The 15,008-nt window shown below is 58.7% G+C and carries 11 protein-coding genes; 5 read left to right on the top strand and 6 right to left on the bottom strand.

Annotated features, from left to right (window positions below; all coding sequences use genetic code 11):
* Positions 1 to 92: 92 nt before the first annotated feature.
* The 3 genes from pepE to Q0Z93_RS06855 all read right to left on the bottom strand — a co-directional run bounded on the left by pepE (position 93) and on the right by Q0Z93_RS06855 (position 3,076).
* The gene (pepE, locus tag Q0Z93_RS06865) at positions 93 to 821 is read right to left on the bottom strand and encodes a dipeptidase PepE (protein ID WP_298064133.1); all 729 of its coding nucleotides are present in this window, start codon (positions 819 to 821) and stop codon (positions 93 to 95) included.
* Positions 822 to 1,086: 265 nt separating this feature from the next.
* Positions 1,087 to 1,959, bottom strand: coding sequence for a prolipoprotein diacylglyceryl transferase (gene lgt, locus Q0Z93_RS06860; protein ID WP_298064132.1), 873 nt, complete (start codon positions 1,957 to 1,959; stop codon positions 1,087 to 1,089).
* 256 nt (positions 1,960 to 2,215) lie between these two features.
* Positions 2,216 to 3,076, bottom strand: a complete 861-nt coding sequence (locus Q0Z93_RS06855) for a mechanosensitive ion channel domain-containing protein (RefSeq protein ID WP_298064131.1) — start codon at positions 3,074 to 3,076, stop codon at positions 2,216 to 2,218.
* 165 nt (positions 3,077 to 3,241) lie between these two features.
* Between Q0Z93_RS06855 and Q0Z93_RS06850 the strand changes: the two genes are divergently transcribed.
* Positions 3,242 to 4,654: an ATP-binding cassette domain-containing protein gene (locus Q0Z93_RS06850; RefSeq protein WP_298064130.1), complete on the top strand. Its 1,413-nt coding sequence runs from the start codon at positions 3,242 to 3,244 to the stop codon at positions 4,652 to 4,654.
* A gap of 177 nt (positions 4,655 to 4,831) precedes the next feature.
* Here Q0Z93_RS06850 and Q0Z93_RS06845 read toward each other — a convergent pair whose 3' ends face one another.
* The 3 genes from Q0Z93_RS06845 to Q0Z93_RS06835 all read right to left on the bottom strand — a co-directional run bounded on the left by Q0Z93_RS06845 (position 4,832) and on the right by Q0Z93_RS06835 (position 10,010).
* Positions 4,832 to 6,052: a DUF4857 domain-containing protein gene (locus tag Q0Z93_RS06845; protein WP_298064129.1), complete on the bottom strand. Its 1,221-nt coding sequence runs from the start codon at positions 6,050 to 6,052 to the stop codon at positions 4,832 to 4,834.
* Between the two features lie 482 nt (positions 6,053 to 6,534).
* Positions 6,535 to 7,206 (bottom strand): hypothetical protein, encoded by a 672-nt coding sequence (locus Q0Z93_RS06840; RefSeq protein WP_298064128.1) that lies wholly within the window; start codon positions 7,204 to 7,206, stop codon positions 6,535 to 6,537.
* Between the two features lie 68 nt (positions 7,207 to 7,274).
* Positions 7,275 to 10,010 (bottom strand): TonB-dependent receptor, encoded by a 2,736-nt coding sequence (locus tag Q0Z93_RS06835; RefSeq protein WP_298064127.1) that lies wholly within the window; start codon positions 10,008 to 10,010, stop codon positions 7,275 to 7,277.
* 486 nt (positions 10,011 to 10,496) lie between these two features.
* On the opposite strand from Q0Z93_RS06835, the gene Q0Z93_RS06830 reads away from it, so the two are divergent.
* The 4 genes from Q0Z93_RS06830 to Q0Z93_RS06815 all read left to right on the top strand — a co-directional run bounded on the left by Q0Z93_RS06830 (position 10,497) and on the right by Q0Z93_RS06815 (position 14,205).
* Positions 10,497 to 11,099 carry a hypothetical protein gene (locus tag Q0Z93_RS06830; protein WP_298064124.1) on the top strand — a complete coding sequence of 201 codons (603 nt, stop codon included), beginning with the start codon at positions 10,497 to 10,499 and terminating at the stop codon, positions 11,097 to 11,099.
* A 348-nt stretch (positions 11,100 to 11,447) separates the two neighbouring features.
* Positions 11,448 to 12,011 carry a PepSY-associated TM helix domain-containing protein gene (locus Q0Z93_RS06825; protein ID WP_298064122.1) on the top strand — a complete coding sequence of 188 codons (564 nt, stop codon included), beginning with the start codon at positions 11,448 to 11,450 and terminating at the stop codon, positions 12,009 to 12,011.
* Positions 12,012 to 12,028: 17 nt separating this feature from the next.
* A complete protein-coding gene (locus Q0Z93_RS06820; RefSeq protein ID WP_298064120.1) occupies positions 12,029 to 12,916 on the top strand; it encodes an ABC transporter ATP-binding protein in 888 nt (295 codons plus the stop codon).
* A gap of 20 nt (positions 12,917 to 12,936) precedes the next feature.
* A complete protein-coding gene (locus tag Q0Z93_RS06815; protein ID WP_298064118.1) occupies positions 12,937 to 14,205 on the top strand; it encodes a DUF4876 domain-containing protein in 1,269 nt (422 codons plus the stop codon).
* Positions 14,206 to 15,008 lie beyond the last annotated feature (803 nt).

Raw genomic sequence — 15,008 nt, 5'->3', positions numbered from 1 at the left:
AGGCTCAAGAGATGCGTTAGCATCTCAAAAAGTTTTTTTGGTTCTTTTTGTTCACAAAAAGAACAGTACCCTCAAACTCTATCCAGATAAACCTACAATAAAAACGACAAATCGTCCTTGGCAGTCAGTTCGCGCGGAGCCTGGCCATAGCGGAACAAACGCATCGGCCGCTCCCCGATCAGCGACATCCGCCCATTTTCCACCCACAGCATGCAGCCCTCGCGCAACCCCGCCACATTCATTCCCTTGTTCGCCGCAATGTACTCCTCGATCCGCATCTCGCGCGTTTCGCCCGCATGGCCGTCCGGGTGTGCGTCCAGATAGTGCGGGTTGATCTGGAACGGAATGAGATTCAGCGCCTTGAACGACAACGGTTCGACGATCGGCATATCATTCGTCGTACAGATCGTCGGGCAGCTCATGTTCGATCCCGCACTCCAGCCCACGTACGGTACCCCCCGCTCGAGTACCGCCTCACGGATCGGCTCGTAAAGCCCCTGATCCTGCATCGTTTTGGCCAGATGGAACGTATTGCCGCCCCCCACCACGATCGCCTGTGCCCTGCGCACCGCTTCCGCCGGATTCGCATGCCGGTGCACCGAGTCCACCCGCACGCCGAACTCCCCGAACCGGGCCGCCACCTTCGCCTCGTATTCGTCATAACTGAACGTCACCGCCGCATAGGGCACGAAAAGCACCGTATCCACAGCACGGTCTCCGCCGGCCGCAGAGCCTGCCAGAAAATCGGCGATCTGTCGTTTCGGATATTCCAGATAGGCCTCGCCCGCATTGGTCGAATTGCTGATAAGGAGAAGTCTCATGATTATTTACGTTTTAACGTTCGATCTGTTCTCGAAACTATTTATTTCGTTTTGCTCCGTCGCGGGCATAGCCTGCCGGACGGGTCCGAGCACCGGGCAGCGCCGGTCCCGCTGGGCGAGGCTGCGGCCCGAAAAAGTCTGCTCTTTTGTTTTCGGCCTGTCACCCACCCCCGATCGGCTTCGCCGCTGGGCGACAAGGCCGGCGATTCCTTTGGAATCGCAATTATTTTCTACTCGGAATTGTTACCCGAGAATCAACGCAGAATCATCTCTTTTTTACGCCTTTCCCCGGCTGTCCACCCGCCAGCGGCATATTCTTGTACAACTGTGCCGGCCGACGCCATGCCCACAGAAGAATCGCTCCGCCCGCCACGATAAACGGAATACTGAGCATCTGCCCCATGTTCAAAGCCAGACCCATTTCCCAATCTTCCTGCGGCAGCTTGATCGACTCGATCGCGAATCGCACGGCGAACAGCAGGATCAGAAAAAGGCCGAAAATAACGCCTCGCTTTTGTTCCGCCAATTTCGTCCGCCAGTAGAGGTGCGCCAGGAGGAAAAAGATCGCCAGATAAGCCAGGGCCTCGTAAATCTGTGTCGGGTGCATCGGAAGCGTTTCGCCGTTCCGCACGAAAACGAAGCCCCACGGCAGAGAAGTCGCCTCGCCGTAAATTTCGGAGTTCATCAAGTTCCCTAACCGCACCAATGCTCCGCTGAGCGGCACCATCACTGCCACGCGGTCGAGTATCCAGATATACGGTACTTTCCATTTCCGCGCGAAGAGCCACAGCCCTACCAAAAGTCCGATCGCTGCCCCGTGGCTGGCCAGTCCCCCGCCCCGGATGTCGAGCAGTTTGATCCACGGAAAGTCCGACATGAACGGGTGCAGAAAATACTCCTGAGGCTCGTAGAACAAGCAGTGTCCCAACCGGGCGCCGACGATCGTAGCGATAGCTCCGTACATGAATCCGGAGATTGTTATATCCGGATCGAGCCCTTCGCGTTTGACCATGCGGGCGAAAATCCAGGAAGCGGCCAGCAAGGCCAGTGACCAGGAGATGCCGTACCAGGCGATTTCGAGCGAACCGATGGATATAGCGACAGGATCGGGATCCCAAATAACGGATAGCGGGGTCATTCAGCGGGAGATTATCCAGTAAATAAACGATATACGGGACAAAAGTACACTTTTTTCGGGATTAGCGGCACTTTGCCTGGGAAATGAATTCTGGCGATCTGCAATCGGCTCGGGTGTCGAGCGGCCCGTCGGTCTAACACGGGGAGATCGCAGAACGACATTGCGGGAACGCTTGCAAGGATATAAATTAACCGTACAATTAATAAAGCGGGGCTTCGGAAAACCGAAGCCCCGCCGCCCAACCCAGACACAGCGACTACTCGTCCCCCTTGTACAGATGCACATCCATCTGCGGAAACGGAATATTCAGCCCCTTTTCCGCGAAAACCCGGTACACCTGCTCATTCATATCCCAGAAAAGACCCCAGAAATCCGGAGCATTGACCCAAGCCCGCACCAGAATATTCACCGAACTGTCTCCCAGCGAGTTCAGATGAATAGTCAACCCCTTCTCATCCAGCACGCGAGGATCCTTCTTCAGCAACTCCGCAATCGTTTCTTTCGCCGTTTGGTAATCGTCACCGTAAGCGATGCCGAACGTCCATTCCACCTGTCGCTGCGGTTCGCGCGAATAATTATTGATGATCCCCGTCGAAACCGGCCCGTTCGGCAGCAAGATCGTTTGATTGTCCACCGTATTGAGCACCGTGTGGATCAGCTGGATTTCCTTTACCGTCCCACTCTTGCCCTGCGCCTCGATAAAGTCGCCCACGCGGAACGGGCGGAACAGCAGGATCATCACGCCACCGGCGAAATTCTGGAGCGTGCCGCTCAAAGCTACGCCCAACGCCAGACCCGCCGAAGCGAACAACGCGATGAACGACGTAGTGTCGATACCCAGGATGCCGATAACCACGATGATCAGGAACAGCATCAGCGTGATGCTGACCAGATTCATCAGGAACGCCCGCAGCGAAATATCCACCTCGCGCCGCACCATGATCCTGTTCATCATCTTGCGGATGCGCCGGATCAGCCAGCGCCCGATCCAGAAGATCACCAGCGCGATAAAAATCTTCATAACGATACTGACCAATCCGTTAGTCACAGTGCGGATCAAATCTTCGAGCGACATGTGGGAAAGATCGGACAGCTTTTCGGAGAAAGTGGTTTTCAAGCTGTCAGCCTTTTCTCGAACAGTCGGATCAGTGACCAATTGGGCTAAGAAAGCGAACATAAGGGAAAAAGTGTTTTACTATGAATAATCGATTCGTTTCCCGCAAATTTAGGGATTACATTCGGTTTTGACTATTTTTGAGCCGTTCGCACACATTCAAAACCTATGCCGGAACCGGTTATCCTCCTCGAAAGCGGCCTTCTGAGCGAGACCGCCAGCTTCTTTGCCGCCCCGTTGGACTTCCGTTTGGAAGTCGGAGAACACATCGCCCTTGTCGGCCCCAACGGCAGCGGAAAAACCGTTTTGGTCGAAACCCTGCTCGGACGGCGGGCTTTGCGCAGCGGCCGCCTGCGGTACGGATTCTCCGGCGGAGGCATCCGCTATATCGCTTTCCACGAGACCTACAACCGGGCCGAGGACGGCGAATATTACTACCAGCAGCGGTGGAACTCGTGCGACAGCGAGAGCGCGCCGCGCGTCGGAGAATTGCTCGGCCGCATGGAAAGCGACCCGGCGTTGCGCGAGGAGCTGTACGGCTTGCTGACCATCCGGCCCCTGCTCGACAAACCGGTCATTATGCTGTCAAGCGGCGAACTGCGCAAATTTCAGATCGTGCGGATGCTGCTCACCCGGGCCCGGGTGCTGGTGGTGGACAATCCGTTCATCGGACTGGACGCCGAGGCGCGGGTGCTGCTGAACGAACTGTTGGAGAGGCTGGCCGATCTGGCCGGGCTGCAATTGATCCTCGTGCTGTCGTCCGACGAAGACATACCGCCGTTCGTAACCCACATCTACCGCTTGGGGGACAGGCGGCTGGGGCCGAAAATCCCGGCTGCCGGCCGACGGCCCGAACCGGTGCCGCAGCCGGTGGCCGTTACGCTTCCCGCTCCGGAGGGGAAACCCCTCGAATGCGAAGAGATGGTGAAACTCAACCGGGTGACGATCCGCTATGGCGGCCGGACGATACTCGACACGCTGGACTGGACGGTGCGGACAGGCGAAAAATGGGCATTGGCGGGCCCGAACGGATCGGGGAAGTCGACCTTGCTGAGCCTGATCAGCGCCGACAATCCGCAGGCCTATGCGCAGGACATCGTCCTGTTCGGCCGTCGGCGGGGTACGGGGGAGAGCATCTGGGAGATCAAACGGCATATCGGTTATGTCAGTTCGGAGATGCACCGTTCGTTTCTGAAAGATATTCCGGCGGTGAATATGGCCGCTTCGGGCTATTTCGACTCGCTGGGGCTGTACGAAACCCCCTCTGCCGCGCAGTTAGCCTCGGCGCGGGCGTGGATGGAGGCTTTCGGGATCGGTTCGCTGGCCGAGCGGTCGTTTCTGCGGCTGTCGAGCGGCGAGCAGCGGATCGTGCTGTTGGCGCGGGCGTTCGTGAAAGACCCCGACCTGCTGATCCTTGACGAACCGCTGAACGGACTGGACGCGGCGAACAAAGGGCGGGCGAAGGCCATTATCGACGCGTTCTGTTCCCGGCCGGGCAAGGCGATGATCTACGTGTCGCATTACGAATCCGACATTCCCCGGTGTGTCACAAAGCGGCTGGAACTGCGACGCAACGGGTAGCTATCGTTCGGGACACCGCCCGGCCTGTTCCGATACTCGGTTTCGCGATTATATACTTTATCGTACCCGCCATCCTTTGTTCCGATTTTTCGGCTCGCGCCGCCCCCGGCCGATAGAAGCGGCTCCCGGCGCAGAGCCGAACTCGAAAAAAGAGAAAGCATATAATCGCGCTCGGCTTTACCGCCTCGAGAAAAGCAACAGACCGAGAAAGGCGTACAGCCCGAATACGAAGATAAAGAGGCATTGCGGCACCTGACGCGCCGGATTTTTGCGCCGGATCAGGCAGTACGCGGCAGCCAGCACGAGGCCCAGAATCAAAGCCCGGCCGGACAGATCCGTCACCCGCGGCCGCACCTCGGTATCGAGTGCCGAGGTGAACGACAGGCGGAACGGGAAGAGGTACTTTCCGACTTTTTCGATACTTGTAGGGGCCGGGGCCGGATAATGCAGCTCTTTCAGCAGGCTGAAGTCCGCCGCATCCACGGCGTAGAGGTGTTCGTCCCCGTCGGGGTCGCTGACTTTCATCGTCCAGTCGAACGGATTGCCCACGATCATCACTCCCTGCTGCGCCGGGTCGACGGGCGGCACGCCTACCGGATGCAGGGCATAGTCGCCGGTCGTCAACACATAAAACTGCCCGGCCCGGTCGGTCAGGAACGCGAAGAACTGACGGCCCCGGTATTCGGTGACGGAAATCCGAGCGATTTCGACCCCCCGGGGCAATTCGACGGCGCGGACGAAGGGGCGGCCTTGGGTCTGTTTGAGGTGGAACAGTTTGCCTTCGCTGTCGGTGATGAAGAACCCTTCGTCGTACTCTTTGCGGGGGGTGGGGTTTCCGGCGATCACCCCGGCGGGAAAGACGAAGCCTTTTTTGCGGAGCATGGCGGTGAAGGCGGCGCTCTTTTCGGCTTTCACGGTGTTGGTCGCGCAGTCGATAAAGGTCATCCCGCCGGCGTCGATGCGGAACACATCGTCCGGCGACTCGAGGTCTACACGGCCCGACATGGATTCCAACAGCGGGTAGAGGCCGGGCGCATGGGCATTCGCTTGCCGGGGCGAACTGCGGAACATGAAGCTGCCGGTCTGGGCCAGCTTGGGCGTGACGGGAATGCCGTGTATGCTGTCCGGGAAGCGGTTGTCGGAGAGCAGCTGCCGGTAATAGAAGAACGGCAGGAGGCTGTCGAACTCTTTTTCGGTGAAGGTGTGCCCGGCGGCGTCTTTATAGGTGACACCTTTGTCGGTGGCTTCGAGCCACGAGAACTCGCCGGTTACGGTGCTGTAAAGTGTGAAGGGGGTGCGCCGAGGCGCACTGTCCAGGATGTCGTACGCCCACGGCAGCAGCCAGGCGAGCAATGCGGTGACGGTGAATAAAAGGAGTATTTTGCTTGTTCGTATCATTTGTGTAACGGTTTCAACGGTTGGGCTGTTTGTCTGTCTGGGGCGGCGATCCTCGCCGACACCGGTTTTCATTCCTAAGCGGCCATACGATAACCGATCTTTATTTGTACGTACCCGCATAGAACTGTTCCTTTTGTGAACAAAAGGAACCGAAAAAACTTTTTGAGATGCTAACGCATCTCTTGAGCCTGCCGGATACCCTTGTATTCGATTCTCTTGGGCCGGGGCAATAGACCGCTCTTTATATTGCGGTTCTTTAGAACCGCCGACCTCCGCGCCCAGCGGCGAAGCCGCTCGGGGGGTGGGCGCGAGGTCGAACTGAGGTGCAATAGAGCGGTCTATTGCCCGGCCCAAAGCAAACGCAATGCAAGAGGACTGCGGAGCCTGAGGAGTAACGCAGCTATCTCAAAAGTTCTTTGCGTCGCTTTCTTTCAAGAAAGCGACAGTCCCATACGGCACAGTGCAAAATAAAAGATCGTTTTTCAGTCCTGTTCGCCCGTTTTGAAACGGTAAACGGAGAGCAAGACGAACAGTCCCGACAGCAGAGTGAAAAGCACGAGCCACGGCAGAAATACAAGGTACGCTTCCGGAGCGGGAGCCAGGAAGAAGATGCGCAGCACACCTGCCGAAATCAGGATATTCAGGATCCGGCGTTTCCAGGCGGGTTCGAGACAGACCCATGCCGTGAAGAAATAGGCGGCAAGGCCGGCCGCGTACCACGGCAGGGCAGTGAATAGCACGCGTCCGGCCAGCTCGCGGGCCACCGTGACCGTGAAAAATGCGGCGGTCATCGCCAGGCTCACGCCATACGCGAGGCATAACGCGACCACGCCATATGTCAGCATCGCCAGGATCATCCGGTTGTGTGCGTAGGGCAGATGGAGGGTCAGTTTCAGACGGTTTTGCTGCATCTCCGGCACGTACTGGAACACGCCCAACAGCAGTCCGATGAGCAGGGGCAGGTAAGTCAGCAGGTCGACGAAGACGGCGTCGCGTTCGAGCATCACTTCCCAGAGGTGCACAGCGCCTTTGAACTCGATGATTCGGCTGGCGTTCAGCAGGCAGTAGCCGGTGAAGGCGGCCAGCAGGAGGGTCGAGAGGAGCAGGTACCAGCGGGTCTTGACCCATTCTTTGTAAAATATCGCTTTTTTCATTTCGTTTTGAATCGGTTGTTTCGCCATACGGGCATCCTGTCCGCGTGACTGACAACCCGGTTGACAATCTAAAAAGTCAGGTTCAGCTCCATGCCGAAATAGGGCGAGGCCGAACGCCGCACGAGCGTTCCGTTCCGGTAATAATCCGGATAAGCACTGAACAGCCGGTTTACATACATCGCTAACCGCGCCCAGCGGCCGAAATGCTTCGTTGCCTTGAGGTTCACATCCATCGCGAACGGCACCGTCGAACGGTCGAAATAACCCGCCGGATAGGTTTGCACCAACCATTGGCGCTGCGCATCGTGCCTGTCCGCCTCCGTAAACCGGTGCTCCGTACCCGACGCATCCACCCACGCCACCGGCACCCCGTCGTTCCACAGCGGCCGGCTGCTCGTGAACCAGAGACACTGGAACGTCGTCGAAAAAGTCAGCCCCAACCGTTCCAGATAGGTGTCGAACGTCATGTTCGTGTTGAACTGCTGGCGCACCGAGCCCTCCTCCCAGTCGTACAGCCCCACGTAGCGCACCGGATCGCCCCCTAAGTTGATCGTCGCCGAGCGGTAGATCGGTGCGCTGTTGCTGTACGTCGTGCGGAACCACGCTCCGTTCACCGTGATCCGCGTCCGGAACGACTCGATGCGCGGCGTGGAGAACTGGAACTCGACCCCCCGTTTGTCGATCCGGCTGCCGTTCGCCCAGCGGCCGTACGTATTCAGCAGCGTATCGTCCGCGTAAGGCACCTCCGCCAAGTCCGGCGGCCCCGCGAGCGTCGCCGGGTCGATCGCCGAGGCATCGTATTTCTTGTACGGCAGCGCCCGGTAGTAAGCCATCATCCGGAAACCGTCCCGCATCCGCTCCTGAAAGTAAGTGACGGAAAAGTCCGCCCCCCGATGCTCCCCGCTGAAACGCACCTCCCACTTCAGGTTCCGCGCCGGACGCAAGTCGAAACCGATGTTGTCCCACACGTAAGTCAGCACGTTGATCCGTCGCAAGTCCGGATTCGCCGGATAATAATTCAGCTGCACCAAGTCGGCATAGATCGGGTCGGGATAGAGCTGGTCGAGGGTCGGCGTTTTGGTGTGCTGTCCGACCCCGCCCGCCAGCTCGAAATTCCACCGGCCCGCCCCTTCGCCCACCGAAGGCAGCTTCCACTGCACGTTCACCCGCGGATCGAGATAGACCCGGCCGTGCATCTCGTACCCTTTCGCGATATTGAGCGGCATCGTGGCCCGCAGCCCCGCCGTGACGACGAAGCGGTGCTCACCGGCCCGGAAGCGGAGCGCATCCTCGGCGAAAAGCGACAGCTCGGTACCCGCCGGAATATCGCGGAACGGCCGCGGACGGTTCGTGTTGGTCGGTACGAGAGGCCGGGTGATGTCGTAAATCTGCCCCCGCCCCCAGTTCTTGTCGTACTTCCAGTCCACCCCCGCCTTGGCCGTGTGCTGCACGCCCCCCGTCGTACCGCCCAACCCCAGCACCGCCTTGACGAACGCATTCATCGGCCGCCCGTCGACCGCCACGTCCGCCGTGTACCGGTAGGGCAGCAGTTCCGCGTCGCGCTCTTCGCCGTTCACCATCCCGATCGGCAGCGGCACGGCACGGTTCAGGTAGACTTGCTCGGTCTGCTCCATGCGGCTGAACTCCTGCGCCAACGACGCCGTCACGTCCAACGTTTTGACTGCTCCGGCGTCGAAAAAGACCCAGTTGAACGACGTGGCGAGGGCGAAACGGTTGTACGAAGCCTTGAACCGGTCGCCGGCCATCGACGCATCGGCGTCGGTCTTTTCCTGATCGAGCGAGCCGGTGTAGTCGAGGCTCAGCCGCCAGCGCAGGGAACCCCGGTCGGTCGCCCGACGGCTGTTGTAGCGCAGCGAACCCGTGATCCGGCGGTAATTGGCCAGCGTGTTGCGCGGGTCGCTGCGGACCGAGAGGTAGTCGCCGTCGAGGTTCAGCACGCGGGTGTCGCCGCGGAGGGCGATCCCCTTGCCGAGGGAGATCAGTTTGCCGTATTCGTCGGCCTTGAAACGCCCCTCGAACGGCGTGGCGGTCGCCCGCCGCTTGATATTCACCAGCCCGCTGGTCAGGTTGCCGTACTCTACGGAGGGAATCCCCCGCACGATCTCGACCGACTCGATGTTGTCGGTCGGAATCGACCGCATATCGAGGCCCCGCGAGACTAACGAACGGTCGATCGTCGAACCGGGCACGGCCTGCAGGTTGGCGTCGGTGCTGATCGGCACCCCGTCCATCATGAAGGCGGTGCCGAGCGACGAGATGTCGTAATCGTCGCTGCTGTTGCCCGCTTCGCGCAGTTTGATGAGGTTGGGCGTCCCCAACCGGGGCGTCGCCGCCAACCCGCCCGGCAGCAGGGAGAGCAAATCCGAGAAACTCGACGGCTGGATGTGCTCCATCGCCTGCCGGTCGATGCGCGAGGCGCTGGTGGCCCCTTTCGACTCCTTGGCCGTCACCACCACTTCCTGCGCCGTCAGCGGCTGGGCTGCCAACCTGATCCGCAGGGTGGTGTCCCGGGTCAGGTGCAGGTTGCACTCCCAGTCCCGAAATCCCAGGAAAGCGACCTTGACCCGGAAGTCGCCCGGCGCGAGGCCCGAAAAGACGAACGCGCCCTGTGCATCCGTTATGGCTCCGCGCGGCACGGCCTCTCCCGCGGGGAACAGTTGCACCAGCGCATAATCCTGCGGTTTCCCGGTCGTCCTGTCGGTGACGGTGCCGCGCAACACGATGCCGGCAGCCGAGGCGGTCGGCGCGGCCAGCAGGAGCAGGAGTGTCAGGAAACGGATCATCTTCCGGGTCGAAATTCGGGAGCAAAAGTATCGGCCCGCCCGGAGGCGGACAATCGCCAGATGTGAGGAAAAAAACGTTCGGGGCTCCCCAAAAATGGGGAGCCCCTGTTGCGTAAAATGAGTGTTTCTATACTGAATATCAAAACGATATGCTCGTTTAGCTAACCATTTGTTAGGATGCCCGCGGCGCGGAATCCCTACTTTTGGGGATTTCGCACCGCGGCTGTTCGGTCTACTTTTGCTGCCGTATTTCGATGCGACTGTGCTCCATTACGACCTATCGGTTACTCGGACGAGGCTCTCCTCTGTCGGGCCGCAGCCACCCCGGGCGGAGGCCGGTAACTCGCGCAAGGCTCGTTTGCGCCTCCGCTGGCCGCGTCCCGAAACCGAGTTTGAAAATCGAAGCGGATAAAGGCGACTGTTCCTGCTGGGGCTCCAAAACGGACGAATGCGGATGGATCGGACAACTCAATAAAACAAATGGATATGAAAAAGCAAATTCTTTTCTCGCTCGCTTTGGCGGGGGCACTGACGCTGGCTTCGTGCGGCGGAAACGGTGCGCGGAATTCCGCAGCTTCTACGGCTTCCGAAAGCCAGGCTGCCGCATCGACGACGATGGATGTCGATTCGCTGCTGGCCGTGGCTGAATCGCTGGCGGATCGGCCGGTCGTGGTCGAGGGGATCTGTACGCATACTTGTGCGCACGGGGGCACCAAGCTGTTCCTGATGGGGAGCGACGACACGAAGACGATCCGGGTCGAAGCGGGCGAGAAGATCGGAAGTTTTCCGCAGGAGGTGGTCAATCACATCGTGACGATCGACGGCATCTTGCGCGAGCAGCGGATCGACGAGGCGTATCTCGTGTGCTGGGAGGCGCAGGCCGAGGCGCAGACTGACGAAAAGCATGGCGAGAACGGGGCGGGCTGCGATTCGGAACAAAAGGCGCGCGGCGAGGCTGTGGGGGCGGTCTCGACGGCGGATCGGATCGCGGCGTTCCGCCGGCGCATCGCGGATCGAAAGGCCCGGGAGGGCAAAGATTATCTGTCGTTCTACTACATCGACGCCGAAGCCTTCTCGATCCAACGATAAGCCTTGCTTATAACCGTTCGGCTATTCTCTACCCTATTGGGAGGGTACTGTTCTTTTTGTGAACAAAAAGAACCAAAAAAACTTTTTGAGATGCTTGCGCATCTCTTGGGCCTGCCGGATACCCTTGTCTTTGATTTGTCGGGGTGCGGGGAATCGGGCCGACATCATAAGGCTCAGTACCTTATCGGCCCGATTCCCGCGCCCCGAACCAATGCAAAGAAAGAGGACTGCGGAGCCTAAGGAGTAGCGCAGCTATCTCAAAAGTTCTTTGCGTCGCTTTCTTTCAAGAAAGCGACAGTTGCCTCCAGTTAAGGCAGAGAATAAACGAACCGATAAAAACAAGAAATTATGATGAATCGAGTAAGGCGATGGAGTCGATGGATTCACCGTCATGCCGGGAGCTTTTTTGCCGGCGTGATATTGATATACGCCCTGTCGGGGATCGCATTGAACCACAAAGCCACCTTCAACCCCAACTACGACATCAGCCGGCACACCTTCGTTATCGAAGAGCAGATACCCGCCCGCAGCAGCGTGGACGAAGCATGGGTCAAGACCGCCCTGCTGGAACCCGTCGGTGAAGAAGCCGCCTACACCAAGCACTATTTCCCGCAGGAAAACACCATCAAAGTATTCCTCAAAGGCGGGTCGAGCGTCGTGGCCGACCTCGCGACCGGCCAGGCCGAATACGAAGCCTTCAAACGACGGCCTTTCTGGGGCGCCGTCAGCCGCCTGCACTACAACCCCGGACGGTGGTGGACCCTCTTTTCCGACCTCTTCGCCGGCGCGTTGATCCTCATCACGATCACCGGATTTACGATGATGCGCGGGCGGAAGGGCTTTCTCGGGTGGGGCGGCGTGGAACTGCTTGCCGGGCTGCTCTTCCCGCTGGCCTTTCTGTTCCTCTTTTGATTGAATACCAAACACCTATGACCGACAACATCATCGAGTGCCACAACCTGACCCATTACTACGGGAAGCGGCTGATCTACGAAAATCTGAGTTTCGGTGTCCCCCGCGGGCGCGTTCTCGGGCTGCTCGGCAAGAACGGCACCGGCAAAACCACCACCATCAACATCCTGAGCGGCTATCTCAAACCCCGTTCCGGCACCTGCTGCATCTTCGGCGAGAATATCCAGCAGATGAACCCCCGCACGCGGCAGAACATCGGTCTGCTGATCGAGGGGCACATCCAGTACACCTTCATGACGATCGCCCAGATCGAACGGTTCTACGCGCCGTTCTATCCGCGGTGGAACCGCGCGGCTTACTACGAATTGATGGACAAACTGCACGTCGCGCCGGGCCAGCGCATCTCGCGCATGTCGTGCGGCCAGCGGTCGCAGGTGGCGCTGGGGCTGATCTTGGCACAGAACCCCGATCTGTTAGTGCTGGACGATTTCTCGCTGGGGCTCGACCCCGGCTACCGGCGGCTCTTCATCGAATACCTGCGCGAATATGCCAAAACCGGGAATAAAACCGTCTTCCTCACTTCCCACATCATTCAGGACATGGAACGGCTGATCGACGACTGCATCATGCTCGACTACGGCCGGATTCTGCTCCAGAAACCGGTGGCCGAACTGCTCGACACGGTGCGGCAGTATACATTTACGATGACCGCCCCGGGGCCGCTGCCCGAGGATGAGCGGCTCTATCATCCTTCGGTATTGCGCGGCCGCGGCGAGTTTTTCTCGTTTCTGCCCGAACGGGAGGTGCGGCAGATATTGGAGGTGCAGGGCGTGCCTTATGCGAACATGGAAAGCCATCGCGTCAACCTCGAAGACGCTTTTATCGGCCTGACCGGAAAATATTGAACACTTAAAAATTAAAAACCATGAAACAGCTGAAACGATTCGCTCTGGCAGGTGCCGTCGCCCTGGTCTTGGGCGCCTGTTCCGACAACACGCCGAAACAAGTCTCGATCGGAACCGGAAATATCGAACTGAACGCTCCGGCCAACGTCGCTTCGATGACCGTCAAAAGCGGGACATACACTTTCACCGATGTCACCACCGGTGCCGTAACCGAGATCGGTTATCCGCTGCCGGCGGATGCCTCCGTTGCCGAAGGACTGTACAACGTCAAATTCGAGGGTGAAGCCGAAGTCTTAGTCGATCTGACGAAAGCGGATGAAGTGGCGGCGACCCCCGTGACGGTCCGGATGCAAGGTGTGCAGAATAATGTCGTGGTCAAGGGTGACGGGAGTTTCAAACTCACTCTTTTGCTCTCTGTGGTTCCGGAAGCCAGCGACGATTTCGTGATTTCGGAAATCTATTATGTCGGCTCCGCCTATCCGGCCGACGCCAGCGGCAAGCAGAAGCAGTACAATGGCGACGCTTATGTCAAAATCACCAACAATTCCGATCAGGTGCTCTATGCCGACGGGCTGGTGCTCTGCGAGTCGGAATTCCAGACTTCGACCAAGCGCGACGGGCTGAACCCGGATATTCGTAGTTCGGCGGTCTCGGTGGACTGCGTGATGGCGATTCCCGGTTCCGGCACCGACCATCCGGTGCAGCCTGGAGAGTCTATCGTCCTTTGCGACAATGCCCAGAACCACAAGGAGGCCGATCCTTCGTTCATGGATCTGAGCCGGGCCGATTTCGAGTGGTTCACGAATTCGACTCTGGCGGCTTATCCGGATGTCGACAATCCTGCCGTGCCGAATTTAGACATTTATTACTGTTACACTGCCACGATTTTCGTGCTGCACAAGCAGGGATGCAAGGGATATGCTCTGGCTCGCCTGCCGCAGGGGGTGACTCGGGAGAAATGGCTCGGCGAATATACTTACACTTATAATTATACGCTGATTACCGGCAAGCCTTCGCGGAATATCGTTTGTTACAAGATTCCGAACGAGTGGGTGGTGGATGCGGTCGAGTTTCGCGGTTACAAGTATGAGTTCGCCTGGCCGGTGTTCGATCCTTCGTTCGATATCAGCTATACTTATTGCGGAGATTTGAATGCCGGAAGGGTCGACTATGGTACTGCTGTGCGCCGAAAAACGGCTTATGTCGCGGAGGATGGCCGCCGGGTTTTGCAGGATACCAATAATTCGGCTGAGGATTTCGAGCGCAATGTGACGCCTTCGATGAAATAGGTGCCGGTGGATGGGACTGCGGGGCGATCCGGTAAGGGTGAAACTTTTTAATCGTACAATTTATTTTAGTTGTTGCGATTCGCAGAATCACCGGCCTCCGCGGTGCCGCCGGACACTCCGACCGGGCTGTAATTACCCTAAACACCTCCGCTGGCGCCGGCCTGGCCGTTGACGCGGGAATAATCGTCTATTATTAATCGTATGTTTTTTGTCGCCTCGAGCCGGCGGGGCTCTTCATTTCTTTTGGCAGCAAAAGAAATGAAGCAAAAAAAACTGCCTCCAGCCGGTGTCGCCTTGTCGGGAGTCCGTGCGTCCTGCACGGCCCCCTCAAGGCAAAACACGACGCTTCCGGAAGGGCTTTCGTGTACGGAGAAAACCAATCTCCCGCAGGCCGGTGTCAGCGGGACTGTTTAGGGTAGTTCCAGCCCAGCTCGAGTGCCGAGCGGCCCTTCGCCCGGGGTGGCTCCGGGGCGTCTCGGGAGATCACGGCCAAAAGTCCTTTTGCGTCCAAACGGCACCGTCCGACGCCGGCGATGCCGTTTAGGGTAGTTACAGACCGGATCGTGTGCCGAGCGGCACCGCCCCTCCGCATGGGGCGGCGTCGGGCGCGCGACCAAAGGTCGCGATTTATCGGATTCCGGCCTGGCCACTGACACGGGAAACGGTTTTCTCCACATGTGAAAGCCCCTCTCGGAAATGGGGTAGACACAGCAGACCCGGGAATGCCGTGTTTTGACTTAAGAAGCCCGTGCGGGTGCGCGGGCTTCGACAAGGCGAAACCGATTCCCGGTGACTTCTTTGCT

This window comes from uncultured Rikenella sp. (assembly GCF_947628055.1).
GTDB lineage: Bacteria > Bacteroidota > Bacteroidia > Bacteroidales > Rikenellaceae > Rikenella.
Note: the sequence above shows the minus strand (reverse complement) of the source record. Positions and strands in the feature narration are given on the sequence as shown.